The sequence below is a fragment of the Micromonospora lacuserhaii genome (assembly GCF_036902735.1).
Taxonomy (GTDB): Bacteria; Actinomycetota; Actinomycetes; order Mycobacteriales; family Micromonosporaceae; genus Micromonospora.
In genome coordinates this window covers 56,754-80,129 of sequence record NZ_JBAKHO010000024.1, presented here as the reverse complement: position 1 = coordinate 80,129, position 23,376 = coordinate 56,754, and the positions used below count along the sequence as shown (strand labels likewise).

Annotated in this window: 19 protein-coding genes; 6 read left to right on the top strand and 13 right to left on the bottom strand. The window is 74.7% G+C overall.

What is annotated here, in order from left to right; genetic code table 11:
- Positions 1 to 660: 660 nt before the first annotated feature.
- The gene (locus V6U81_RS16895) at positions 661 to 1,422 is read right to left on the bottom strand and encodes a DedA family protein (RefSeq protein WP_334490459.1); all 762 of its coding nucleotides are present in this window, start codon (positions 1,420 to 1,422) and stop codon (positions 661 to 663) included.
- A gap of 78 nt (positions 1,423 to 1,500) precedes the next feature.
- On the opposite strand from V6U81_RS16895, the gene V6U81_RS16890 reads away from it, so the two are divergent.
- The 3 genes from V6U81_RS16890 to V6U81_RS16880 are packed head-to-tail and all read left to right on the top strand — an operon-like array spanning position 1,501 to position 3,701.
- Entirely contained in the window at positions 1,501 to 2,205 is a 705-nt protein-coding gene (locus V6U81_RS16890; RefSeq protein ID WP_334490457.1) for a carbon-nitrogen hydrolase family protein, read from the top strand.
- 27 nt (positions 2,206 to 2,232) lie between these two features.
- Positions 2,233 to 2,880: a phosphotransferase gene (locus tag V6U81_RS16885; RefSeq protein ID WP_334490455.1), complete on the top strand. Its 648-nt coding sequence runs from the start codon at positions 2,233 to 2,235 to the stop codon at positions 2,878 to 2,880.
- On the top strand, positions 2,877 to 3,701 hold the full coding sequence (locus tag V6U81_RS16880) for an MOSC domain-containing protein (RefSeq protein WP_334490453.1): 825 nt from the start codon (positions 2,877 to 2,879) through the stop codon (positions 3,699 to 3,701). The genes V6U81_RS16885 and V6U81_RS16880 overlap by 4 nt, the downstream gene beginning before the upstream one ends.
- A 6-nt stretch (positions 3,702 to 3,707) precedes the next feature.
- Here the strand turns inward: V6U81_RS16880 and V6U81_RS16875 are convergent, their stop codons facing one another.
- From V6U81_RS16875 to V6U81_RS16850, 6 genes are all read right to left on the bottom strand, one after another.
- The gene (locus V6U81_RS16875) at positions 3,708 to 5,219 is read right to left on the bottom strand and encodes a serine/threonine-protein kinase (protein ID WP_334490451.1); all 1,512 of its coding nucleotides are present in this window, start codon (positions 5,217 to 5,219) and stop codon (positions 3,708 to 3,710) included.
- A 168-nt stretch (positions 5,220 to 5,387) separates the two neighbouring features.
- On the bottom strand, positions 5,388 to 5,549 hold the full coding sequence (locus V6U81_RS16870; protein WP_334490449.1) for a hypothetical protein: 162 nt from the start codon (positions 5,547 to 5,549) through the stop codon (positions 5,388 to 5,390).
- A 2-nt stretch (positions 5,550 to 5,551) separates the two neighbouring features.
- Positions 5,552 to 6,604: a LacI family DNA-binding transcriptional regulator gene (locus tag V6U81_RS16865; RefSeq protein ID WP_334490447.1), complete on the bottom strand. Its 1,053-nt coding sequence runs from the start codon at positions 6,602 to 6,604 to the stop codon at positions 5,552 to 5,554.
- Positions 6,605 to 6,753: 149 nt separating this feature from the next.
- Positions 6,754 to 7,602: an SAM-dependent methyltransferase gene (locus V6U81_RS16860; RefSeq protein ID WP_334490445.1), complete on the bottom strand. Its 849-nt coding sequence runs from the start codon at positions 7,600 to 7,602 to the stop codon at positions 6,754 to 6,756.
- Between the two features lie 97 nt (positions 7,603 to 7,699).
- Positions 7,700 to 8,581 (bottom strand): helix-turn-helix domain-containing protein, encoded by an 882-nt coding sequence (locus V6U81_RS16855; RefSeq protein WP_420884038.1) that lies wholly within the window; start codon positions 8,579 to 8,581, stop codon positions 7,700 to 7,702.
- 137 nt (positions 8,582 to 8,718) lie between these two features.
- On the bottom strand, positions 8,719 to 8,958 hold the full coding sequence (locus tag V6U81_RS16850; RefSeq protein WP_334490441.1) for a DUF397 domain-containing protein: 240 nt from the start codon (positions 8,956 to 8,958) through the stop codon (positions 8,719 to 8,721).
- A gap of 267 nt (positions 8,959 to 9,225) precedes the next feature.
- Between V6U81_RS16850 and V6U81_RS16845 the strand changes: the two genes are divergently transcribed.
- A complete protein-coding gene (locus tag V6U81_RS16845; RefSeq protein WP_334490440.1) occupies positions 9,226 to 9,873 on the top strand; it encodes a GGDEF domain-containing protein in 648 nt (215 codons plus the stop codon).
- Position 9,874: 1 nt separating this feature from the next.
- Here V6U81_RS16845 and V6U81_RS16840 read toward each other — a convergent pair whose 3' ends face one another.
- Positions 9,875 to 10,903: a phosphotransferase gene (locus V6U81_RS16840; protein WP_334490439.1), complete on the bottom strand. Its 1,029-nt coding sequence runs from the start codon at positions 10,901 to 10,903 to the stop codon at positions 9,875 to 9,877.
- Positions 10,904 to 10,953: 50 nt separating this feature from the next.
- Positions 10,954 to 11,448 (bottom strand): type II toxin-antitoxin system PemK/MazF family toxin, encoded by a 495-nt coding sequence (locus tag V6U81_RS16835; RefSeq protein ID WP_334490438.1) that lies wholly within the window; start codon positions 11,446 to 11,448, stop codon positions 10,954 to 10,956.
- Positions 11,449 to 11,699: 251 nt separating this feature from the next.
- On the opposite strand from V6U81_RS16835, the gene V6U81_RS16830 reads away from it, so the two are divergent.
- A complete protein-coding gene (locus V6U81_RS16830; RefSeq protein ID WP_334490437.1) occupies positions 11,700 to 12,227 on the top strand; it encodes an NUDIX hydrolase in 528 nt (175 codons plus the stop codon).
- Positions 12,228 to 12,264: 37 nt separating this feature from the next.
- On the top strand, positions 12,265 to 13,512 hold the full coding sequence (locus tag V6U81_RS16825; protein WP_334490436.1) for a hypothetical protein: 1,248 nt from the start codon (positions 12,265 to 12,267) through the stop codon (positions 13,510 to 13,512).
- Between the two features lie 47 nt (positions 13,513 to 13,559).
- Here the strand turns inward: V6U81_RS16825 and V6U81_RS16820 are convergent, their stop codons facing one another.
- The 4 genes from V6U81_RS16820 to V6U81_RS16805 are packed head-to-tail and all read right to left on the bottom strand — an operon-like array spanning position 13,560 to position 23,354.
- Positions 13,560 to 19,100, bottom strand: a complete 5,541-nt coding sequence (locus V6U81_RS16820) for a non-ribosomal peptide synthetase/MFS transporter (protein ID WP_334490435.1) — start codon at positions 19,098 to 19,100, stop codon at positions 13,560 to 13,562.
- Complete coding sequence (locus V6U81_RS16815; RefSeq protein ID WP_334490433.1) at positions 19,097 to 22,216, bottom strand: non-ribosomal peptide synthetase; 3,120 nt, start codon at positions 22,214 to 22,216, stop codon at positions 19,097 to 19,099. The genes V6U81_RS16820 and V6U81_RS16815 overlap by 4 nt, the downstream gene beginning before the upstream one ends.
- On the bottom strand, positions 22,213 to 22,401 hold the full coding sequence (locus V6U81_RS16810) for an MbtH family protein (protein WP_334490430.1): 189 nt from the start codon (positions 22,399 to 22,401) through the stop codon (positions 22,213 to 22,215). The genes V6U81_RS16815 and V6U81_RS16810 overlap by 4 nt, the downstream gene beginning before the upstream one ends.
- On the bottom strand, positions 22,401 to 23,354 hold the full coding sequence (locus tag V6U81_RS16805) for a TauD/TfdA family dioxygenase (protein ID WP_334490428.1): 954 nt from the start codon (positions 23,352 to 23,354) through the stop codon (positions 22,401 to 22,403). The genes V6U81_RS16810 and V6U81_RS16805 overlap by 1 nt, the downstream gene beginning before the upstream one ends.
- Positions 23,355 to 23,376: the final 22 nt, after the last annotated feature.

Sequence of the window (23,376 nt, the reverse complement as noted above, 5' to 3'; positions counted from 1 at the left end):
GCGCCAAGGGGGGTCAGCGCGTGGGGCAAGCACCACGAACAGGGGCGCTCAAAAGCAAGGGGGGAAAGTCTCAAGGTCCGGCAGGCTTCACAAGCCGGGGGGCTCGGGCGCCGGGACCATGTGTAACGACCGTCTGCCCGCCATCATTCCGGGGCTTGGCCATCCACCCGGCCGGGCCGGGAGGGGCTGGTTCTGCGGTCGTGCAGAGGATGTAACGACCGCGGGCCCGCCGTCATTCCGGGGGCACCGCATCCATCCGGCGGGCCGGAGGGGCTGCTACTGCGGTCGTACGGGATATGTAACGACGGCGGGCCGGCCACGATTCCAGGCTCAGAGTGCCGCCGGTCACGGGACCCCCCGACCAGCCCGGCGCAGACCCGGCACCCGGCGAAGCCGCGCGACCCCTGCAGCCCGAACAGCCGACGCGAACCCGCAGCGCACCGACAGGACCCGGTCACAGACCCCGAACCGGACAACCAACCCACCGTCACCACCCACCCGCCAACCCGACACCCCGCGCGCCCCGCCTCCCCGGCCGAAGCACCACCGAACAACCCCGTTGATCAAGAAGTTTGGGCACTGATCGGGGGTGACACCGTGCCCAAACCTCTTGATCAACGATCAGGGGAAGGGGTGGCCGGGCGGGGGCGGGCGACGACGTCAGGGCCGGTCGCGCTCCCAGGTACCGCCGCGGTAGAGGGTGCCCCGGTACTCCCGCTGCTCCCCGGTCGCCAGTGGCGTGGTGGGGCCGCCAGCGGCGGCGCGGGCCCGGCGGACCCGGGTGACGACGAACCAGCCGGCGGCCGCCACGCAGGCGACGATGACGACCTTCTGGAACGACCCGACGTACCCCTCGACGACGTGCCAGTTGTCGCCCAGCAGATAGCCGGCCAGGACGAAGGTGGTGTTCCAGATCAGGCTGCCCAGCGTGGTGTAGAGCAGGAAGGTGGCCATCGGCATCCGTTCCACCCCGGCGGGGATGGAGATGAGGCTGCGGAAGATCGGGATCATCCGGCCGAAGAACACCGCCTTCACGCCGTGTCTGAGGAACCACGCCTCGGTCCGGTCGACGTCGCTGAGCTTCACCAGCGGCAGGCGGGCGACGACGGCGCGCATCCGGTCCCGGCCCAGCGCCGCACCGATCAGGTAGAGCACCCAGGCGCCGAGCACCGAGCCGAGGGTGGTCCAGAAGATCGCCCCGACCAGGCTGATCCGGCCCTGCGCGGCGGTGAAGCCGGCCAGCGGCAGGATCACCTCGCTGGGAATCGGCGGGAAGAGGTTCTCCAACGCCACCGCCAGCCCCGCCCCCGGACCGCCGAGCCGTTCCACCAGGCCGGTGACATACCCGACCGGACCCTCGGAGGACGGTTCGGCTGCGGACACGACCGTGCGCGGGCTGAGCGCCAGGGAGCCTCTGATCATTCGACAAAGTTACGAGGCGACACGAAGATCGACCACGACACCCGCTCTATGCTTCGCCGTGACACCGGGAAGGACCGGATGCGTACGCCGCTGACCCTCGCGGTCGCCCAGCCGCCCTGCGTACCGGGGGACGTTGCCGCCAACGCGCTCGCGCACGCGGCCGCCGTCCGCGCCGCCGCGGCCCGGCTGGTGCTCTTCCCCGAACTCTCGCTGACCGGCTACGACCTCGACCTGCCCACAGTGGACCCGGCCGACCCACGCCTCGCGCCACTGGTCCTGGCGTGCGCCGACGCCGGGGCCATCGCCCTGGCCGGGGCGCCCGTCGGGGACGACGCCGGGGCGGCGTACCTGGGGATGCTCGTGGTCGACGGGGCCGGCGCGCGGGTGGCGTACCGGAAGATGTTCCTGGGCGGGGCGGAGCCGGAACGGTTCGTCGCGGGCCGCGAGCCGACGGTGCTGGCGCTCGACGGCTGGCGCCTGGGCCTGGCCATCTGCAAGGACACCGGCGTGCCCGAGCACGCGGCGCGGACCGCGGCGCTCGGCGTCGACGGCTACCTGGCCGGAGTGGTGGAGGCGCCGGCGGACGCGGCCGTACCGGAGCAGCGGGCCCGCCGGATCGCCGCCGACCACGGCATCTGGGTGGCGATGGCGAGTTTCGCCGGCCCGGCCGGTCCGGCCTACCCGCGCACCGCCGGCCGCTCCGGGGTGTGGGATCCGGACGGGACACCGGTGGCGCGGGCGGGCGCCGGCGCCGGTGAGCTGGTTCGGGCGGGGCTGCGCTGACTCGTTCACCGCAACTAACGTGGGACGGTGAGCGTTGATCTCCCACTGGCCTCCGGCCGGACCGCCGACGTGTACGCCCTCGGCGAGCACCGGGTGCTGCGCCGCTACCGCGACGGCGGCGACGTGCGGACCGAGGCGGAGGTGATGAGGTACCTGCGCGGCCACGGATACCCGGTGCCCGAGGTGTTCCGCGCCGACGGCCCGGAGTTGGAGCTGACCCGGGTCGCCGGCCCTACGCTCACCGAGGCATTCGTCGGCGGCGACGCCGATGTCCGCTCCGGCGCGCGGATCCTCGCGGACCTGCACCGACGACTGCACGCCCTGCCGGCCCGGCGCTCTGGCGATCCGGCCGTGCGGGTGCTGCACCTCGATCTGCACCCGGGCAACGTCCTGCTGACCGCCGACGGTCCGGTGGTGATCGACTGGCGCGATACGACGGAGGGTCCACCGGAGCTGGACGGGGCGATGACGGCGCTGATCGTCGCCGAGGTGGCCACCGACCGGACGTCCGCGCTGGCCGGGCCGGCTCGGGCGCTGCTGGCGGCGTTCCTGGCCGAGACCGGGCCGCCGCGACTGCTGGCCGCGGCCGTCGCCCGGCGGCAGGGCGTCGGGCCACTCGGCGACGATCGGCTCACCGAGGCCGCGGCGCTGGTCCGATCGGTGGCGCACCGATGACCGGTCGCCTCGCCCAGCTGCACCGCTACCCGGTGAAGTCGATGCTGGGCGAGGCGCTGCACGCGGTGGACGTCGACGAACGGGGCCTGCGCGGCGACCGGCGGCTGGCCGTGCTGGACCCGGCGACGGGCCGGGTGGCCAGCGCCAAGCAGCCCCGGCTCTGGCGCGGCCTGCTCACCGTCCGGGCGGTGGGCGCGACACCCGACGTGGGCCGCTTGCTCCTCCCCGACGGCACCACCCTGTCCACCTCGGACGCATCGGTCCACGAGGCGCTCTCCACGCTGCTGGGTCGGCCGGTGACGCTGACCGGCGACGTACCCGCCGAGGCCGTGCTGGACCGTGCGGACCCGGACGCGGTGCTGGCGGCCGGGATCGAGGCGACGGTGCCCGCGACGCCCGGTGCGCTGGGCGGGGCCGCCCCGCCGGGCAGCCTGGTCGACTTCGCGCCGGTCCACCTGATCGCCTCGGCCACGCTCGACGCGATCCGCACCGCCGGTGGGGGTGGCCATCCGGCGCGCTACCGGCCGAACCTGGTGGTCGAGTCCACCGGCGACGGCTTCGTGGAGAACGACTGGGTGGGACGCGAGCTGCGGATCGGCGCCGAGCTGACCCTGCGGGTGCTGGCGCCGACCCCGCGCTGCGCGGTGCCGACGCTCGCCCACGGTCTCCTCCCCGGCGAGCCGGAGGCGTTGCGGGCGCCGGCCCGGCTCAACCGGGTGGTGCCGCTGCCCGGCCTCGGCCCGCAGCCGTGCGTCGGCGCGTACGCGGTGGTGGCCCGGGGTGGCCGGGTCAGCGTCGGCGACCCGGTCGAGCTGGTCTGAGCGCGCTCAGCCGTTCCCCCGCGAACGGGGCCAGGCGGCCAGCAGCTCGCGCAGGTCGTCCGCCGTGCCGTCGTCGATCCGGTCACGCGCGACGCCCTCGGTGATGAGGTCGGTCAGTTCACCCAGCCGCTTGGCCCGGTCCTTGGGCTTGCCCTCCACCAGGTCGTACAGCTTGTCCCGCAACTGGTCCGCGGTCCGGCCGTCCAGCTCGCCGCCACTCTCCGCGGCGTCGAGCACCGCGGTGATACCGGCGGCGAGCTCACCGGCCGTCCGGGGCGCCGGCCGCTCACCCCTGGACGGCGCGTCGGGGGTCGGGTCGACGGTCGCCGTGAGCGGCGCGGTCGGGGTCGGCGCGGTGGTGCCCGGCTCGTCCTCCACCGGCGCCACGGTCAGCGGCGCGGCCGGGGTGGGTTCGGTGGCGGGGTCGTCGTCGAGGGCGAACACGCCGACCACCCCGACGATCAGGGCGAGCCCGGCCGCGACCAGCACCCCGAGCAGGCGGTTCGACCGCCGCGCCGGGAGCACGCCGGCCGGCCGGTACGACGGGCCGAGCTCGACGGCGTCCACCGGCCGGGCGGTCGCCAGGACGCGGTCGATCAGGGTGGGCGGGTGCGGCTCGCCGGCCTCGGCGGCCCCTTCCCGTCCGGCGACGGTGGGCAGCACCGAGGTGACCGGCTCGACCGAGCGGCCGGCGCCGAACCGGGTGGCGAGCTGTCTGGCGGTGGGTCGCCTCCCCGGGTCGGCGTCCAGGCAGGCCAGGGTCAGCGCGGCGAGGTCGGCGGGGAGGCCGGGGATCTGCAGCGGCGGCACCGGGGCCCGCCGGGCGTGCACCTCCAGCGCGTCCTCCCAGGTCTGCACGGGCAGCGGGGCCCGGCCGGTCAGGCTGCGGTAGAGCAGGGCGCCCAGGGCGTACACGTCGCTGGCCGGGTTGGGCGGGCCGGGCGTCATCCGCTCCGGGGCGAAGTAGGCGGGTGTGCCCATCATCAGCTCGCCGGGCTGGCCGGTGAGCGGGGACCGCGGACCGGCCAGGGCGGCAATGCCGAAGTCGAGCACCTTGGCGCCGGTCTCGGTGAGCATCACGTTCGCCGGCTTCACGTCGCGGTGCACCACGCCGAGCCGGTGCGCGGCGGCCAGCGCGGCCGCCACCTGACCGGCGGTGCGGACGGCGTCCGGCCAGGCCAGCGGGCCGGCGGAGAGCCGGTCGGCCAGGCTGCGCCCCTCGACGAGCTCCATCACCAGGTACGGCACGACGGCGCCGCCCGGCAGCGGCGCCTCGCCGTAGTCGTACACCTGGGTCACGTGCGGATGGGCGAGCCGGGCGGCGGCGCGCGCCTCGCGCTGGATGGTGGCGCGCAGCTCCGGGTCGGCGACGAGGGGCGTCGCGAGCGCCTTGACGGCGACCGGACGGTGCAGGACCTCATCGTCGGCGCGCCACACCTCGGCCATCCCGCCGAGGCCGATGCGCTCGCGGAGGACGTACCGATCGTGCAGCCGCAGGGTGGGCGTGAACGACGACATGGTGGTCCAGTCTGCCGGGACCGCCCGGGTGGACACCAGCCGTGGTGCCCTTTTGATACCCGCGTGTCGGCGATTATCCCGGTATGCGGGCCGCCCGAGTGGCCCCGACCACCCGGGCGGCGGCGGGTCAGGGCCGGCAGGGCGGGGCCGGCGCGACCGCCGGTTCCATCACATTGGCGAGGCGGCGCAGCACGCCGGCGGCGGCCAGCCGGGTCGGCGCGAAACGGTCACGACGCACCGGGTCGGGCGGACCGGCGCGTCCGGCCGGGCCGAGTTGACGTGCCGGTGGACCGCGTCGAGGGCGAGGATGAAACCGGACGGCTGTTCCATGGTCAACTCCTTGGGACGGGACGGGTGGACGTACGGACGACGAGTTCGGTGCGGAGCAGGACGTGCCCGGCGGCCGGCTCCGCGGGCGGGTCGAGCAGCAGCGCGGCGGCGATCCGGCCCTTCTCCTCCGCCGGCTGCCGGACGGTGGTGAGGCCGGCGGCGGCGGCGTCGGGAACGTCGTCGAAGCCGGTCACCGAGACGTCGGCGGCCCGGTCGGCTAGGGCGTCCAGGACGCCGAGGGCCAGCACGTCGGAGCAGGCGAGCACCGCGGTCGGCGGTTGGTCGCCGACGAACCCGTCGGCGATCGCCGCCGCGCCGGCGGCCCGGCTGTTGCCGGCGGCGTTGAGCAGCGTCAGGTCGGCCCAGCCGACGCCCACGGCGGCCAGCGCGTCGGCGAAGCCGGCCAGCCGCTGGCGGGTGGTGGGATGCGGGACGTCGTCGACGCAGGACAGCCGCAGCGGACCGACCGGGGCGTCCGGCCGGATGCTGTCACCGAGCAGCGCGACCCGTCGGTGACCGAGGCTCACCAGATGGTCGGCGGCGGCCCGGGCGGCGGCCCGCTCGTCGATGCCGACGTAGCGGTCCGCGCCGGCGTCCGCCCGCGGCGCCGTGGTGACGAAGGGCAGGCCGCGCCGCCGGATGACGTCCGGCACCCAACTGTCGTCGGCGCAGTAGACGCAGAAGCCGTCGACCGCGGCGTTCTCCACAGCCACCCGCGCCTGCGTCGGGTCGGTCGGCAGCGGCACGAGCAGCAGGCTGGTGCCGTGCCGCTCGGCGGCCTCGGCCACGCCGGCCAGGAACCGGACGGCGAACGGGTCGGTGAAGGCGTACGACAGCTGCGAGGTGAAGAGCACCCCGATGGCGCCGACCACGCCCCGGCGCAACGAGCGGGCCGTCGGGTTGGGCCCGGGGTAGTCGAGCTGCCGGGCGGCCTCCAGGATGCGGGCGCGCAGCCCGGCGGAGAGCTGGTCGGGGCGGCAGTAGGCGTTGGACACGGTGCTGCGGGAGACGCCCACCGCGGTCGCCACGTCCTGCAACGTCGGCTTCGACTTCACTCCGCCCACCCTTCTGGATCGATTCAGTCTGTATCGATTCAGAGAGTAGCCGGAGCCCACGTCGGCGGTCAACCACAGAGGACGAACGACGGCGAACGGCGCCGGCCGGAGCCGACGCCGTCATGGTGCGGTCCGCCGTCGTGGCGGGGTCAGGGCTTGCGGGCCACCCCGCCGTACATGCTCACCTCGACCACCGACGGACGCGGCTGCGGCTCGCCCTCGGCCCGCCACTCGGCGACCGAGCGGATCCCCGGCTCGACCAGCTCCAAGCCGTCGAAGAAACGGGTGAACTCGGCCAGGCTGCGCAGGTTGATCGTGCCGTGCGGGCCGCCGCCCCGGGCGGCCGCCTTGGCCTCCTCGGCCAGCTGCGGGGGCAGGTAATCGTGGGTGGCGTGCGAGGCGGCCAGGTAGCTGCCCGGTGGCAGCGCGTCGAGCAGGCGGGCCACCACCGCGTACGGGTCGTCGCCGTCCGGGACGAAGTGCAGGATGGCCACCAGCATCAGGGCCACCGGCTGCGACAGGTCGATGGTGCCGCGCAGATCCGGGTGGGTGAGGATCTTCTCCGGGTCGCGCAGGTCGGCGTCGATGTATGCGGTGGCGCCCTCGTCCGAGCTGGTCAGCAGCGCCCGCGCGTGGGCCAGCACGATCGGGTCGTTGTCCACGTAGACCACCCGTGACTCCGGGGCCACGGACTGGGCCACCTCGTGGGTGTTGTTCGCGGTCGGGATGCCGGTGCCGATGTCGAGGAACTGCCGGATGCCGGCCTCGCGGGCCAGATGGCCGACCGCACGCTGGAGGAAGCGCCGGTTCTCCAGGGCGGAGGTGCGGATGGTCGGGAACGCCGCGGCCATGGCGTCGCCGGAGTCCCGGTCGGCCTGGAAGTTGTCCTTGCCGCCGAGCCAGTAGTTGTACCGGCGGGCCGGATGGGCGACGGAGGTGTCGATCCGGTCGCTCGGGTGGGCGGTGCCCGGGGCCTCGGTGGTCACAGTCGCCTCCATGACTCTGCGCCATCGGTCGAGATGACGTCCGTCCACTGTCGCCGGTCGCGACCATGGTAAGGCCAGCCGCGGCCCGGAGGTCGCCCCGGGCGAGGCGTCACGCTGGGTAGAGCTGATCGCGCAGCCGGGTGAGGATCTCGGGCGTACGCTCCGGCGGCGCGGCCTCCACGCAGAGCCGTTCCATGGCGACCGCGTAGTAGTCCAGATCCTCGCGCTTGTCGAGGTAGATCGCGCTGGTGAGCTGTTCGATGTAGACGATGTCCGGCAGGTCGTCGTCGCCGAACCGCAGGATGGTGAAGGCGCCGCTCGCGGCGGCGTGCCCACCGGCGTCGAACGGGATGACCTGCACCCGCACGTGCGGGCTCGAGGTGGCCTCGATCAACGCGGTGAGCTGCGCGCGCATCACCTGCGGGCCACCCATCGGCCGGCGCAGGGCGGCCTCGTCCACCACCGCCCAGAGCTGCGGCGGGTCGGCGCGGTGGAGCAGCTGCTGGCGCTGCATGCGCAGCTCCACCCGCCGCTCGATCTCCGGGGCCGAGGCGCCGCGGTGCCCGAGCAGGACGACCGCCCGGGCGTACTCCGGGGTCTGCAGCAGCCCGGGGACGAACTGCACCTCGTAGCTGCGGATCATCGCCGCCGCGGCCTCCAGCCCCAGGTAGGACTGGAACCAGCTGGGCAGCACGTCGCCGTACCGGTGCCACCAGCCAGGGCTGTTGGCGTCCCGGGCGAGCTTGAGCAGCGCCGTGCGCTCGTCGGCGGCGGTCACGCCGTAGAGGGTCAGCAGGTCGGCGACGTCACGCTCCTTGAAACCGACCCGGCCCAGCTCCATCCGGCTGATCTTGGATTCGGAGGACCGGATCTCCCAGCCGGCGCCCTCCCGGGAGACTCCGCTGGCCTCCCGCAGCCGGCGCAGCTGGGCGCCGAGCAGCATGCGCAGCACGGTCGGCCCGGTGGCCGGGCCGCCGTCGGCGGAAACCATCGTCACGTGCCGCCCCTCCGCGTGCGCGTCAGATCGGTCGCCAAGCCCCCGCCCGACCGACGAGTAAGCATGCCATGAACCGACGGTGAGATGAACTCCTCCGGACGGACGATCGGTCCCGTGGACGGGATCGACGATCAGTCGATGAGGTGGTCGAAGTCGCCGTCGCGGGCGCCGAGGACGAAGGCCGCGATCTCGTCCACCGTGTAGATCAGGGCCGGGCCCTCGGGGTGCCGCGAGTTGCGCACCGCGATGCCGGCCCCGCCGGGCAGCGGGGCCAGCTCGACGCAGTTGCCGCTGGGGTTGCTCCGCCGGCTCTTCTGCCACCGCAGCGGGGGTAGCTGGGTGGTCGGCACGCCGTTCTGAGGCTGCTGCATGAGGCGTCTTTCTGTGAGGAGCGCCGGCGTCGCGAGTGGACGGTGCCGCGGCGGGAGGGGCCACGCGACAACGGATCCGGGCCATTCTGCACGTGCATCTGCTATTGCATCTGCATCGGACAGCGAGCATGATAACGCACGTGCACGGTGCCCATCCGTTCACTTTGGGTTACCCCACCCGGGCAGCCACCTGGGAAAACGACGGGTCGGTGCGGCGCAACGGCCGCACACCACCCGGTCCTGCGCCGACGCCGCGAGGGAGGGCTCGTGCCGGATCCGTTGACCGTCGCATCCGGCATCTCCGCGGCGGGGACCCTGGTCTCCGTGTGGCAGCTGCGCCGGCGCGCCCTGCGCGCCGAGGCCGAGATCGAGCAGCTCCAGGCCGAGCTCGCCGCCGAACGGCACGCGGCGAGCCACGATCCGCTCACCGGGCTGCCCAACCGGCGGGCCTTCCACCGGCTGGCCGCCGCTTTGCTCACCGAGCCGGGCGGGCCGCCGCTGATCGCCGTGGTGCTCGACCTCAACGACTTCAAGCAGGTCAACGACCGCTACGGGCACGCCGCCGGGGACCAGGTGCTGATCAGCGTCGCCCAACGGTTCGCCGCCTTCGCCGGCGACAACCTGGTCGCCCGGCTCGGCGGCGACGAGTTCGCCGGTTTGCTCAGCAGCCCCTCGGTCGACCGGCGCTGGATCGACCACGCCACCCGGCGGCTCTGCGAGGCGATGGCCGCGCCCATCCCGCTCGGCGGGCGGAGCGTCCGGGTCACCGCCTCCGTCGGCCTCGCCCCGGTCACCGGGGCGACCCAGCTCGCCGAGGCGCTGTGCCGGGCCGACGCCGCGATGTACCGGGCCAAGGGGGTCGGCGCGCGCCGCCCGACGCGGCAGCTGCACGCCACCCGACTGGCGGAGTGCTGAGTCAGCCCGCGGCGGACGGGTTGAGCCGACCGAGGTCGCGCAGCGCCGCCGCGGCGAGGGTGACCAGGCCGACGGGGCAGCGCAGGCCCCGGACGATCCGCAGCGCGAAGGCCCGCTCCGCGTCGTCGTAGCCGGGGTCGAGGGCCTGGGCCGCCCAGCTGGAGAAGTCGTCCAGCGCCCGCACCGTGAGGTGGTAGGCCAGCCGGACCGGATCGGGGTCGACCGGGCCGTACCCGGCGAAGAAGGCGGCCCGCTCGACCGGGGTGACCGGGGCGAAGGCCAGCACGCCAACGGTGACGAACATCAGGTCCCGTTCCCGTGGGGCGAGCACCGCGTCGTCCCAGTCGATCAACCAGACCCGCCCGCCGGCACCGAGCATCAGATTGCCCAGGTGCGGATCGCCGTGGCACACCACCGGGCCGACCGCCCGGGCGCGCAGCTCGGCGCCGAGCACGTCCGCCTCGGCCAGCAGGGCCGCCACCAGGTCGGCCGCGTCCCGCCACTCGCGGGCGGCGTCGTGGGCCACCTCGTCGGCCGCGCCGGCGGGGCCGGCCACCAGCTGCCCGGTCCGGCGGACGGCCGCGGCGACCGGCCGGTGGGCGTGGTCCTCGACCGGCAGCAGCCGGGCCAGGTCGTCGCCGACCTCGGTGGCGTGCACCGCGGCCAGCACCTCGCCGAAGGCGCGCCAGTGGGCGGGCTCCATCCCGCCGTCGAGGGCCCGCCGGTCGGAGACCCACGGCACCACCGACAGTCGGCGCCCGCCGCGGATCCGCCAGGCCACGCCGTCGTCGGTGGCCAGCGGGGCGGCGATTCCCGGCACGCCCCGGCCGGCGAGGTACGCCGAGGCGACCAGCCCCGCCGGCGTACCGCCACCGCTCAGCTTGACCGCCCAGCGGGATCCGTCGTCGGCGACCCCGCGCCACAGCTCGGCCGACTCGTCCGCGCCGAGATCCACCCGTTCCACGGTGGTGAGGTCGACGCCGAAGTCATCGGCGACCCAGTCCGCCACCTGCCTGCCCGCCTCGTCCACCGGCACACCATGCCACCCGGCCGGTACGTGACGCGACCCGGTTGCGGCGGTCAACGCCAGCCGTAGCCGGCGCGCAGCGCCTGACCGACCCGGTCGAAGCGGCCCCGGTCCAGCGCCGCGCCCTCCCGGCGGATGCTGTCCTCCCGCATGGTGAGGACCCGGTCGAGGCGCACCCAGCTGGGCCGGCTGTCCCGGTCCCACTCCCCCGGGCCGAGCGACAGCCAGTGCCGCTGGCCGTCCCGCTCGCTCTGGCTGGAGAGCATCAGCCCGAACAGCGTCCGGCTCTGCCGGCCGACCACCAGCACCGGCCGGTCCTTGCCCTGCCTCGGGTCGTCCTCGTAGGGCACCCAGGTCCAGACGATCTCCCCCGGGTCGGCCTGGCCGTCCAGCTCGGGGGCGTACGCCAGCTCCCGGCGTTGCAGGGCACTGACCTGCCGCCGCCGCGCCACCTGGGCCGGGATCGGACCGGCGGTACGCTGCTGCGCGCCGGCGCCACCGGTCACCCGGCCGAGCCGGGCGGCCACGTTCCTCAACAGACCTGCCACGCCGGGCAGCCTAACGCCCCGCCGCCGGGCACCGCACCTCCCCGCGATCTTGCATTTTCGGCCCTGACATGTCGGGCGAAAGCCGCAAAGCTGCGGCAGAAGGTGCATGATCGCGGGGCGGCGCTGCCCGCAGGACGGTTCGTGGCGGCGGAGCGTGCCTGTCCACCGCCCGACGGGCTGGCGTCAGGAGCGGCCCGACGCCCCGCTGAACCGGGGAGGCGGAACGCCACCGGGCGTGGTGGAATCGGCCGGTGACCGAGCTGCCCGACGATCTCCCCGACGACCTGCCCGTCGTCGTCCGCACCGCCGTGCGGCTGGTGGTGCGCGACCGGGACGGCAGGGTGCTGCTGTTCCACACCCGCGACCCGGACCACCCCAGGCTGGGCACCTGGTGGGAACTGCCCGGCGGCGGGATGGACCCGGGTGAGACGTACGCCGACACGGCGCTGCGCGAGCTGCGCGAGGAGACCGGCATCGTGGTCACCGCCGACCGGCTGGGCCCGCCCCGGTGGCGACGCCGGGCCAGCTTCATCCACCGCTGGCGGCGCCACGTCCAGGACGAGGTGGTGCTGACGGTACGGCTCGACGTGCCCGGCCCGGACGTCGACGGCGCCGAGCGCCTCGACTACGAGGTGGAGGACTACTTCGGGTTCCGCTGGTGGCCGGTCGAGGAGGTGGTGGCCAGTCGGGATCGGTTCTATCCGGGCCGGCTGCCCGGCCTGCTCACCCCGTTCCTGGCCGGCGAGGAGATCGACGAGCCGTTCGAACTCTTCTCCTGACATGCCGAGCGGGCCGGCGGTGGGCACAGTGGGGGGCATGACGACGACCCCGTACGCCCCGCTGGCCCGGTACGCGGCCCGGCTGCACGCCGCCATCGGCGACCGGCACCACGTCGCCTCCCCGCTCGGCGCCTGGCTGCTGTTGGCGCTGGCCGCGCCGGCGGCGACCGGCCCGGTCCGCGCGGAGCTCGACGACGTGCTGGGCACCGACGCGGGTACCGCCGCCGCGACGGCCGCCGCCCTGCTGGACCACCCGCACCCGCTGGTCCCCTCCGCCAGCGCGGTCTGGCACCGGCCCGGGTACGACGCCGGCCCGCTGGCCGACTGGCGGGCCGGGCTGCCTGACGCGACGGCGACCGGGCCGCTGCCGGACCAGGCGGCGCTGGACGCCTGGGCGCGGGAACACACCCTCGGGCTGATCGAACGGTTTCCGCTGACCGTGTCGCCCCGGGTGGTGCTGGCGCTGGCCAGCGCCCTGGCCACCCGGATCTCCTGGGCCGACCCGTTCGACCTCGTGCCGGCCACGGCGCTGGGGGCGGGCGGCGCCTGGGCCGGGCGGCTGGGCCAGGCGCTGCGCACCCCGGAACGCGGGCACCGGGCCTGGATCGCGGCCACCGACGCCGCCGGGGACGTCGCGGTGCACGCGGCGCCGGCGGTGCAGGCCGACGGGGCGGGCCTGGTCGTGGTGTCGGTGATCGCCGATCCGGAGCTGCCGGCGGCCCGGGTGCTCGCCGCCGCGTACGAGGTGGCCGGGGCGGCGGTCGACGAGCAGGCCGAGCCCGCCGGGCGCCGGTCGCTGTTCGACCTGCCGCTGGGCGAGGGTCCGCTCTGGTCGCTGCGGGAGGAGCGGCGGCCCACCCGGGCGCCCGGCGGCCGGGAGGAGCGGCACGCCGCCGTGCTGCCCTGCTGGTCGGCGACCGACGAGCACGACCTGACCGCCCCGGCGCTGGGCTTCCCGGTGGTGTCCCGGGTGCTGGCCGGGCTGCTCGGCGAGGCGGAGCTGGAGGTGCGGGCGCGCCAGGCGGCGATGGCCCGCTACGGCCGGTACGGCTTCGAGGCGGCCGCCGTCACCGCGGCGTTCGCCCTGGTCAGCATGGCGCCGGAGGGCGTGATACGCAGCGCGGAGCTGCGCTTCGGCCACCCGTACGCGGTGGTCGCGGTGACCACCGACCGGCGCGGCGGCGGCACCGGGCCGTGGCACGGGGTACCGGTCTTCTCGGCCTGGGTGGCCGAGCCGGAGGAGCCCGCGGAGAGCGACCGGGCCGACCCGCCCGGAGGGTTCTGACCGCGCGGGCGGACCTCCGGAACGCCGGAGGTCCGCCCGCGGCGAGGTCAGACCGGCACCGCCTCCCGCTCCTCCTGCGCCACCGCCGCCCGCTCCGCGAGCCGCCGCTGCCGCTCCTGGGCCCCGATCAGGTCGTCGGGGAGCGAGTCCGGCACCTCCAGGTCGAAGCGGCGCAGCATCCGGATCGCAAAGCCGCCGACGGTGATCAGCACCAGGGCGGCGCCGAAGCAGACGTACGCGAAGCCGATGCCGCGGCCCGGACCGGTGCCGAGCACCGCGCCCACCGACCCGGCGAGCGACCCGCCGGGGGCGAGTATCGGCTCGAACAGCGCGGTCGCGCCCGGGGCGAGCAGCGCGAACCCGATCGGCAGGGTCGACCAGGTGATGGTCTGGTTCAGGCTGAACACCCGGCCGTGGAACCGCTGCGGCACCTTGACCTGCACGATCGTCGCGTAGATCGACTGGGCGGTGGTCATCGCCATGGCCAGCCAGAAGACGCCGACGGAGATCATCGCCACCGAGGCGTCCAGGCCGATCAGCACACAGCCGATCGCGGTGCCGAGGTTGCCTAGCAGCACGCCGATCATCCGCCGGTGCCGCGGGCCGCCCCAGACCGACATCAGCACGCCTCCGGCGACCCCGCCGAGCGCCTCCGCCAGCGCCACCTGGGCGAGCTGGGTGGCCGTGCCGAAGGAGAGCACCAGCGGGGTGGTCAGCACCAACGCCGGGGCGAGGAAGACGTTGCCCAGCGCGAAGTAGCCGAGCATCAGCCGGAAGCCCCGGTGCTGCCAGGAGTAGCGCATCCCGTTGGCGATCGCCACCAGCAGCCGTTCCCGGGGCCGCCAGCCGAGCAGGTCGGGGAAGCGGACCACGGCCAGGGTCACCACCGCCACCAGGTAGCTCGCCACGTCGATGAGCAGGATGCCCTTGAGCTCGATCGCGGCGAGCAGGCCGGCGGCGAAGACCGGCATGAGCAGCATCGCCACGCCGGTGGAGAGCTGGGTGATGCCCATCGCGTGGCCGAGGTAGCGCTTCGGCACCAGCTGCGGCACCGCGGACTGGAACGCGATCCGCTGGAACGACCCGGCGACCTGGCTCAACGCCACCAGGGTGTAGATGTGCCAGAGGACCAGGTTGTCCGTCCAGAGCAGCGCCGCGAGGACCAGCTGGATCGACCCGGCGACGGAGCTGGCGATCATCATGATCCCGCGCCGGCTCACCCGGTCGGTGATCGCACCCGCGACCGGCAGGGTCAGCACGCCGCAGATCAGCGCCAGGGACCAGAGCAGGCCCAGGTCGGCCACCGAGCCGGTCCGGGTGAACAGCCAGATCGGCAGGGCGAACGCGGTCAGCGCCGAGCCGGTGCTGGAGACCAGCTGACCCGCGGTGATCGCGACGAACCGGCCCATGCTCGGCTTCACCACCGCCTTCCCCGGCACCTCGTCGACGCCGACCCGCTGGTGGTCGGCGACCACCCAGCCGGCGTCCTCGCCGCGGGCGTCGGCGGTCAGCGCCGAGACGTCCCCGGCCCGCACCGCCGGGTGCACCCGGGTGACGATCTCGGCCAGCTCCTCGGCGCGGTACTTGAGGAAGAAGTGCCCGGCCTGGTCGAGCACCACCAGGCCGAGGGTGTCGCTGAGGAACTGCCACTCCGCGTACCGCTCGGTGTGGTAGTCGGTGACCGGGTCCTCGGAGCCGACCACCGAGACGATCGGGGTACGCAGCTTCGCCGCGCCCCGGTCGAGCAGGCCGGTGAAGTACTCCTCCGACGCCCGCGAGTCGGCCCGCATGTTGCTGATGATCCGGTCGGCCTGCTCCGGTTCCAGCTCGTCGGTGTCCACGCCCATCGACTTCAGCCAGCTGGCGTAGTGCCGGTTGCTGCGCAGCTGCTCCAGCCGGTTGCGCATCGCCGCGAACGCCCCCTTGGGGCGGGCGAACGGGAACATCGCCCCGATGTAGAGCGCCTCCAGCTCCCGTCCGGTGGCCTCCACCTTCCTGGCCACCTCGGCGACGATCGCGCTGCCCACGCCGCAGTGGCCGTAGAGCGCGACCGGTCCCTCGATCCGCTCCAGGATCTCCTCGGCGACCCGGCCGGTCAGCTCGTCGAAGGGCAGCCCGTCCTCGGAGAGCCCGACGTCGTGCCCGGGGATCGCCAGGGACCAGAGCGCGTACCCGTCGGGCAGCGCGTCGGCGAGCGGCTGGTAGACAATGGCGCTGCCCCCGCCGTACGGGACGCAGACGTAGGTGAGTACCCGCTTCGCCGCCGGGATCGGCCCGGTCAGCTCGTAGAGCAGCCGGCGCGGCCCGTCGGCCTCGGCGTCGCCGGACATGAACGCGGCCAGCTCCCGGATGGTCCGCTGCTGGAACAGGTCCATCACGCCGACCGCCCGGCCGCCGTGCTCCGCCCTGCGGATCTTCGCCACCACCTGGGTGGCGAGCATGGAGTGCCCGCCCAGGTCGAAGAAGTCGTCGTCGATGCCGAGCGTCGCCACGCCCAGCACCTCCGACCAGATGCCGGCGAGCAGCCGCTCGGTGTCGTCACGCGGCGCGACCAGCGCCACCGACGCCTCCCGGGTGACCACCGGGGCGGGCAGCGCCCGGCGGTCCAACTTGCCGTTGGGGGTCAGCGGCAGCGCGTCGAGGGTGACGAACGCGGCCGGGACCATGTACTCCGGCAGGGTCTGCTTCAGCGCCGCCTTCAGCGCCGCGTGCTCGGCCGTCCCCACCAGGTAGGCGGTGAGCCGCTTGTCGCCCGGGGTGTCCTCCCGGACGACCACCGCCGCCTCGGCCACGTCGGGCTGCTCGCGCAGGGCGCTCTCGATCTCGCCCAGCTCGATCCGCAGGCCGCGCAGCTTCACCTGATGGTCGATCCGGCCGAGGAACTCGATCACCCCGGCGGGCCGGCTCGGCCCGCCGGCCCCCGCCGGCACGGCGCCGCCCGCCGGGTCGATGACCCAGCGGGCCAGGTCGCCGGTGCGGTAGAGCCGCCTGCCCGGCTCGCCCGAGAACGGGTCCGGCACGAACCGCTCGGCGGTCAGCGCCGGCCGGCGGTGGTAGCCGCGGGCCAGCCCGACCCCGCCGATGTGCAGCTCGCCGGCCACCCCGACCGGGCAGGGGTCGCCCCGCTCGTCGAGCACGTGCAACCGCAGGTTGGCGATCGGCGCGCCGATCGGCACGCCGGTCAGCCCGGGCAGCACGGCCGGGTCGCAGTGCCAGGCGCTGACGTCGATGGCCGCCTCGGTCGGGCCGTACAGGTTGTGCAGCGCGCAGTGCGGCAGCCGGGCGGTGAACTCCACCGCCGTGGCCAACGGCAGCTCCTCACCGGAGCAGATCACCCGGCGCAGCGCGGTCGCCGCCCCGATCCCCTCCTCGGCCAGGAAGACGGTCAGCATCGACGGGACGAAGTGGGCGGTGGTGATCCGCTCGGCGGCCAGCAGGTCGCGCAGGTAGCCGGCGTCCTTGTGCCCACCGGGCTTCGCCAGCACCAGCCGGGCGCCCTCCCGCAGCGGCCAGAAGAACTCCCACACCGACACGTCGAAGCTGGCCGGCGTCTTCTGCAGCACCGCGTCGTCGGAGCCGAGCCGGTAGGTCTTCTGCATCCAGTCGAGCCGGTTGACGATGCCCCGGTGGGTGTTCGGCACCCCCTTGGGCCGGCCCGTGGAGCCGGAGGTGTAGATGACGTACGCGAGGTGCTCGGGGCCGGCCGACGGCGCCGGGTCGGTGCTCGGCTGGTCGGCCCAGAGGGCCGCGTCGTCCAGCGCCAGCACGGTCGCGCCGACCGCGGGCAGCACGTCGCGCAGGCGCTCCTGCACCAGCACCACCGGCGCGGCAGCGTCCTCCACCATGAACGCCAGCCGGTCCGCCGGGTACTCCGGATCCAGCGGCAGGTACGCCCCGCCGGCCTTGAGCACGCCGAGCAGCCCGGCGACCAGCTCGACCGAGCGTTCGGCGCAGACCCCGACCAGGGTCTCCGGGCCGACGCCGGCCACGCGGAGCCGGTGCGCGATCCGGTTCGCCGCGGCGTTCAGCTCCGCGTAGGTCGCCGACCGGCCGTCGATGGTGACCGCCACCGCGTCGGGGGTGCGGGCGGCCCGCTGTTCGATCGGCCCGTGCAGGGTCTGGGCGGTCGGGAAGTCGGCGGCGGTGTCGTTCCAGGCGGCCAGCAGCTCCCGCTCGTCGGCGGGGAGCAGGTCCAGCGCGGAGACCGGGACGTCCGGCTCGGCGAGCACCGCGCGCAGCAGGGTGCACCAGCGCCGGGCCATCCGCTCGACGGTGTCCCGGCGGAACAGGTCGGTGTTGAAGACCAGCTTGCCCCAGAGCCCGTCCGGCGTCTCCACGGCGTGCAGCTCGAAGTCGAACCGGGTGGCCCGCAGCTCCATCGGCGTCCACTCGAACGTCACGTCGGTGCCGCCGGACACCCCGGTGAACCGGCCCATCTCGTAGTTCTGCAGCACGAACATGGCCTGGAACACCGGCGAGCGGCTGACGTCGCGGGGCAGGCCCAGCTCGTGGACCACCTTCGCGAACGGCACCTCGGCGTGCTCGAAGCCGTCCAGCACGCTGCGCCGGGTACGCGCCAGCAGCTCGGTGAAGGTGGGATCGCCCGCCAGCTCGGCGCGGAGCGGCAGCATGTTGATGAACATGCCGACCACGTCCTCCAGCTCCGGGGCGGAACGGCCGGCCACCGAGGCGCCGACGGCGAAGTCGTCCTGGCCGGCGTGCCGGGCCAGCAGCACCTGGTACGCGGCGAGCAGCGTCATGAACAGGGTGCCGCCGCCGGCCCGGCTGAGCGCGGTGAGCCGCTCGGTCTCCGCCGGGTCCAACTGGAACTCGACGAAGTCGCCCCGGTAGGTCTGGGTGGCCGGGCGGGGCAGGTCGGTCGGCAGCTCCAGCGGGGTGATCCCGGCGAGCCGGGACTTCCACCAGTCCAGGTGGCCCCGGGCCGCCGGCCCGTCGAGCTCCCGGCCCTCCCAGACGGCGAAGTCGCCGTACTGGACCGGCAGGGTGGGCGGCTGGCCGCCCCGGTAGAGGGTGATCAGGTCGCGCAGCAGCACGTCCACCGACCAGCCGTCGCCGACGATGTGGTGCTTGCCGAGGAAGAGCACGTGGTCGTCGTCGGCGAGCCGGATCAGCAGGGCGCGCAGCAGCGGGCCGGTGGCCAGGTCGAACGGCTCCGCCGCGGCGGCGTCCACCAGCGCCTGCGCGGCGGCGGCGTCCGGGGCGTCCACGATGGTCAGCGGCACCTCGACGGCGTCCGCGACGACCACGGTGGGCCGGCCGTCGGCGTCGGCGGGGAAGCGGGTCCGCAGCGACTCGTGCCGGGCGGTCAGCCCGGCCAGGGCCGCGCGCAGCGCCGTGACGTCGAGCGGGCCGCGCACCCGCAGCGGCACGGCGATGTGGTACGCCGCCTCGCCCGGAGCGAGCTGGTCCATGAACCAGACCCGCTCCTGGGCGTACGACAGCGGCACCTCGGCGCCCTCGGGCCGGGGCGTGACGCGGGCGGCCGGGGTGGCCTGCCGTCTGCGCAGCCGCTGGGCGATCAGCGCGGCGCGGGCGGCGTCGCGGGCGGGATCCTTCAGGTCCGTCATGCGGGAGTGTCCTTCTCCGCCGCCAGCAGCGCGGCGACCTCGGTGTCGGAGAGCTCGTCGAGCTCGGCGGCGATCCGCTGCTCGATCTCGGCGGCCAGGTCGGCCACCACCGGGCTGCTGAACAGCGCCCGCATCGGCAGGTCGACGTCCACCTCGGCGCGGATCCGGGCCATCGCCCGCATGCCGCGCAGCGAGTTGCCGCCCAGGGCGAAGAAGTCGTCCAGCGCGCCGACCTTCTCGACCTGGAGGATCTCGGCGTACACCTCGGCGACCAGGGTCTCCGCGTCGCTGCGCGGCGGCACGTAGGCGTCGGCCGTTACCGCGTCCGGCGGGGCCGGCAGCGCCGCCCGGTCCAGCTTGCCGTTCGGGGTCAGCGGCAGCGCGTCCAGCGGCACCAGCGCGGCCGGCACCAGGTGGACGGGCAGCTCCCGGGCCAGCTCGGCGGCGAGCGCCGTCGGGTCGGCGGTGCCGACCAGGTAGCCGACCAGCGCGGGCTCCCCCGATTCGGTGCGCACGGCCACCGCCGCCTCGCGGACCTCGGGGTGGGCCAGCATGACCGCCTCGATCTCGCCCAGCTCGATGCGCATGCCGCGCACCTTTACCTGGTCGTCGCGGCGCCCCAGATAGTCCAGGGTGCCGTCGGCGCGCCGGCGGGCCAGGTCGCCGGTGCGGTACATCCGCTGCCCGGGCGGGCCGTACGGGCAGGGCAGGAAGCGCTCCGCGGTGCGGCCGGGCCGGTCGAGATAGCCGCGGGCGAGCTGGTCACCGGCGATGTACAGCTCGCCGACCACGCCCGACGGCACCGGCTGGAGCGCGGCGTCGAGCAGGTACGCCCGGGCGCCCGCGGTGGGCCGGCCGATCGGCACCGGCCCGGCGGCCACCGGCTCCCCCGGCGCGATCCGGGCGGCCACGCAGCCGACGGCCGCCTCGGTCGGGCCGTACTCGTTGACGACCGCCACGCCCGCGTGCGCGGCCCGCCACTGCGCCACCTGTTCGCCGGTGAGCGCCTCGCCGCCGATCACCAGGTCGGTGGTGGGCGACAGGTCGGCGTCGAGCAGCGGGAGGTGGCTCGGGGTGACCTTGAGGAAGGCCGGCGGGCCGCCGACCCGGGCGGCCGGGGAGTCGATCGCGGCCAGCCGGACGGTGCCGCCGGCGGTGAGCGGGCCGAGCAGGCCGGTCACGGTGAGGTCGAAGGAGACCGGCGAGTGCAGCAGCGCCGTCCCGGCGAGCCCCGGGTACGTCTCCCGCGCCCAGGTCAGGTACGCCGCGACCGCCCGGTGCTCCACCACCACGCCCTTCGGACGGCCGGTCGAGCCGGAGGTGTAGAGCACGTACGCCGGGTGCCCGGCGCGCAGCGGGGCGGCCCGGTCGGCGTCGGTCAGGTCGGCCTCGGAACGGTCCGCGCCGACCTCACCGTCGAGCACCAGCGCGCCGGCCGGGACCAGCGCGGCGGTCTGCGGCACGGCGAGCACCAGCGCCGGCGCGGCGTCGGCGAGCAGGTAGGCGATCCGCCCGGCCGGGTAATCGGTGTCCACCGGGACGTAGGCGGCGCCGGCCTTCAGCACGGCCAGGATCGCCACCACCAGCTCGCAGGAGCGGGGCAGGGCCAGCGCCACCCGCGACTCCGGGCCGGCGCCGCGCGACACCAGTACCCGGGCCAGCCGGTTGGCGGCGCCGTTGAGTTCGGCGTACGTCAGGGTGACGCCGTCGCAGACCAGGGCGGGTGCGGCCGGGGTGGCGGCGGCCTGCCGCTGCATCTGCTCGACCACGCTCGGCAGCGGGCCGCTGGTGCCCACGCCGCTCCAGGAACCCAGCACCAGGTCACGTTCCGCGTCGTCGAGCAGCGGCAGCGCAAAGACCGGTGACGCCGGGTCGTCGACGGCGGCGGCGAGCAGCCGGACGTAGCGGGTGACCACCGTCTCGGCGGTGGCCCGGTCGAACAGCGCGGTGCGGTAGACCAGCCGGCTCTCCCCGGTGGTGATGTCGAAGGCCAGGTCGTCCTTGGTGGTGCCCAGCTCCGCGGGGTCCAGGCCGGAGTCGGGGATGAAGTTGAGCGCGGTCTGGAAGATCGGCTGCACCGACGGGTCCCGCTCCGGGGCGACCGCCTCGACGATCCGCTGGAACGGGGTCTGCCCGTGCTCCATCGCGTCGACCAGGCCGTCGCGGACCCGCCCCACCAACTCGGCGAAGGTGGGATCGCCGCCCACGTCGCAGCGCAACGCCACCGGGTTGACGAACATGCCGATCAGCGGGGTCAGCTCGGCGCTGTCCCGACCCGCGGTGGAGACGCCCACCACCACGTCGGGGTCGCCGGAGATCCGGGACAGCAGCGCCGCGAACCCGGCCAGCAGCACCATGTACGGGGTGGCCGACGAGCCGGCGGCGAGCCGGCCGACCCGGTCGAGCAGCCCGGCGGGCAGGTCGAAGCGGACCTCGTCGCCGGCGAAGCCGAGCTGCGCCGGGCGGGGCCGGTCCAGCGGCAGCCCGCTGACCGGCGGCGCGCCGGCCAGGTGGTCGGCCCAGAAGGCGAGCTGCCGGTCCAGTTCCGCGCCGGTGAGCTGGCCGCGCTGCCAGACGGCGAAGTCCGCGTACTGGATGGGCAGCTCGGGCACGGCGGCCGGCGCGCCGGTCACCGCGGCCCGGCTGAACGCGGTCAGCTCGGCGCGGAGCAGCACCGCCGAGTGGCTGTCGAACACGGCGTGGTGCACCACGAACAGCAGCGTCCAGGCGTCGTCGAGGCGGATCAGCCGGGCCCGCCACAGCGGCGGAGAGTCCAGCGGGATCGGGGTGCGGGCCAGCTCGTCGCGGAGCGCCTCGTACCGGCCGATCCGCTCGTCGGCGGGCAGCTCCCGCAGGTCGTGGACGGGCAGGTCGACCGGCTCGTGCTCCCGGACCACCTGGACCAGCATGCCGTCGTCGACCCGCAGGTGGGTACGGAGCGCCTCGTGCCGGGCGACGACCTGGTGGAACACCCCGCCGGCGGCGTCGGTGTCCAGCTCGGCGGGGAAGATGAACGGGGCGGAGATGTTGTAGACCGGCGAGGCGGGGTCGAGCTGGTTGGCCATCCAGACCCGCTCCTGGGCGAAGGAGGCCGGGAAGGTCCACTCGCGGGTCATGAGACGACCTCCCGTACCGAGCGGGGACGCATGTCCGTCCAGACGGTCTCGACGTGGGCGAGGCACTCCTCGCGGGTGCCGGCGAACCCGGCGTCGTGCCACCCCGCGGGGAGCTCGCGGTCGGCCGACCAGATCGAGTACTGCTCCTCGTCGTTGCGCACGACCAGGAATCGGGCTTCGGCCATCACTTCTCTCCAGCGGTCTCGGGGGTGTGCGGTTCGGCCATCGCGACGGCGATCCGGCGGGGGCCGGTGAACGGCTCCCGGCCGTGCGCGGCGGTCATGTTGTCCACCACCAGCACGTCGTCGCGCTGGTAGTCGAAGCGGACGCTGGCCGCCCGGTACGCGGCCCGCAGGTGGTCCATGACGTCGGCCGGGATCTCGCCGCCGTCGCCGTAGTAGGTGTTCGACGGCAGCCCGTCCGCGCCGAACATGGCCAGCAGCCCCTCCTGGTAGTCCTTCGGCAGGGTGCTCAGGTGGAAGAAGGTGGCGTGGTTGAACCAGCGCGGGGCGTCCGAGCCGGGCCGGTGGTGGACCACGTCGCGGACCGCCCGGGTACGCAGCCCGTCCCGGCCGATCCACTCCACCGCGATCCGGTTCGCCGCCGCGTACGCCTCGACCTCGGCGCGGTCGTCGGTGCCGAACACGTCCTGCCAGCGGGCGCCGAAGTCGGCGTGGAAGTTGCGCACCAGCATCCAGCGCCGCCGGACGAACTCCTCCCGGACCGCCGGGTCGATCTCGGCGTAGACCCGACGGACGTCGGCCAGCGGGGTGGCGCCCAGGGTGTCCGGGGCGGTGATGCAGTAGAAGAACAGCGTCAGCGGCCAGCGCGCCTGGTACGAGTTCTCGTTGTGCAGGAAGATCTCCTCGTCCGGCGGGTAGTCGGTGGAGGTGTAGACCTTCCCCTTGATGGCGTGCCGGGGCGAGGACCGTTCCGTGTAGGTCAGCGGCTCGCCGGAGAGCGCCCGGACCACCGCGTCGAAGCCGTCCACCCCGCCCACGTCGAAGCCGCGGAAGAGCAGCCCGCCGTGCTCGGCCAGGGTGGCGCGCAGGTCGGCCCGCCGCCGGTCGATCAGCTCGGTCAGCGGTGTGCCGTCGTTCTCGACGACCACCGGCAGGGTGGCGATCGTGTCGCTCATTGCTCTGTCACTCCTGTTTCTC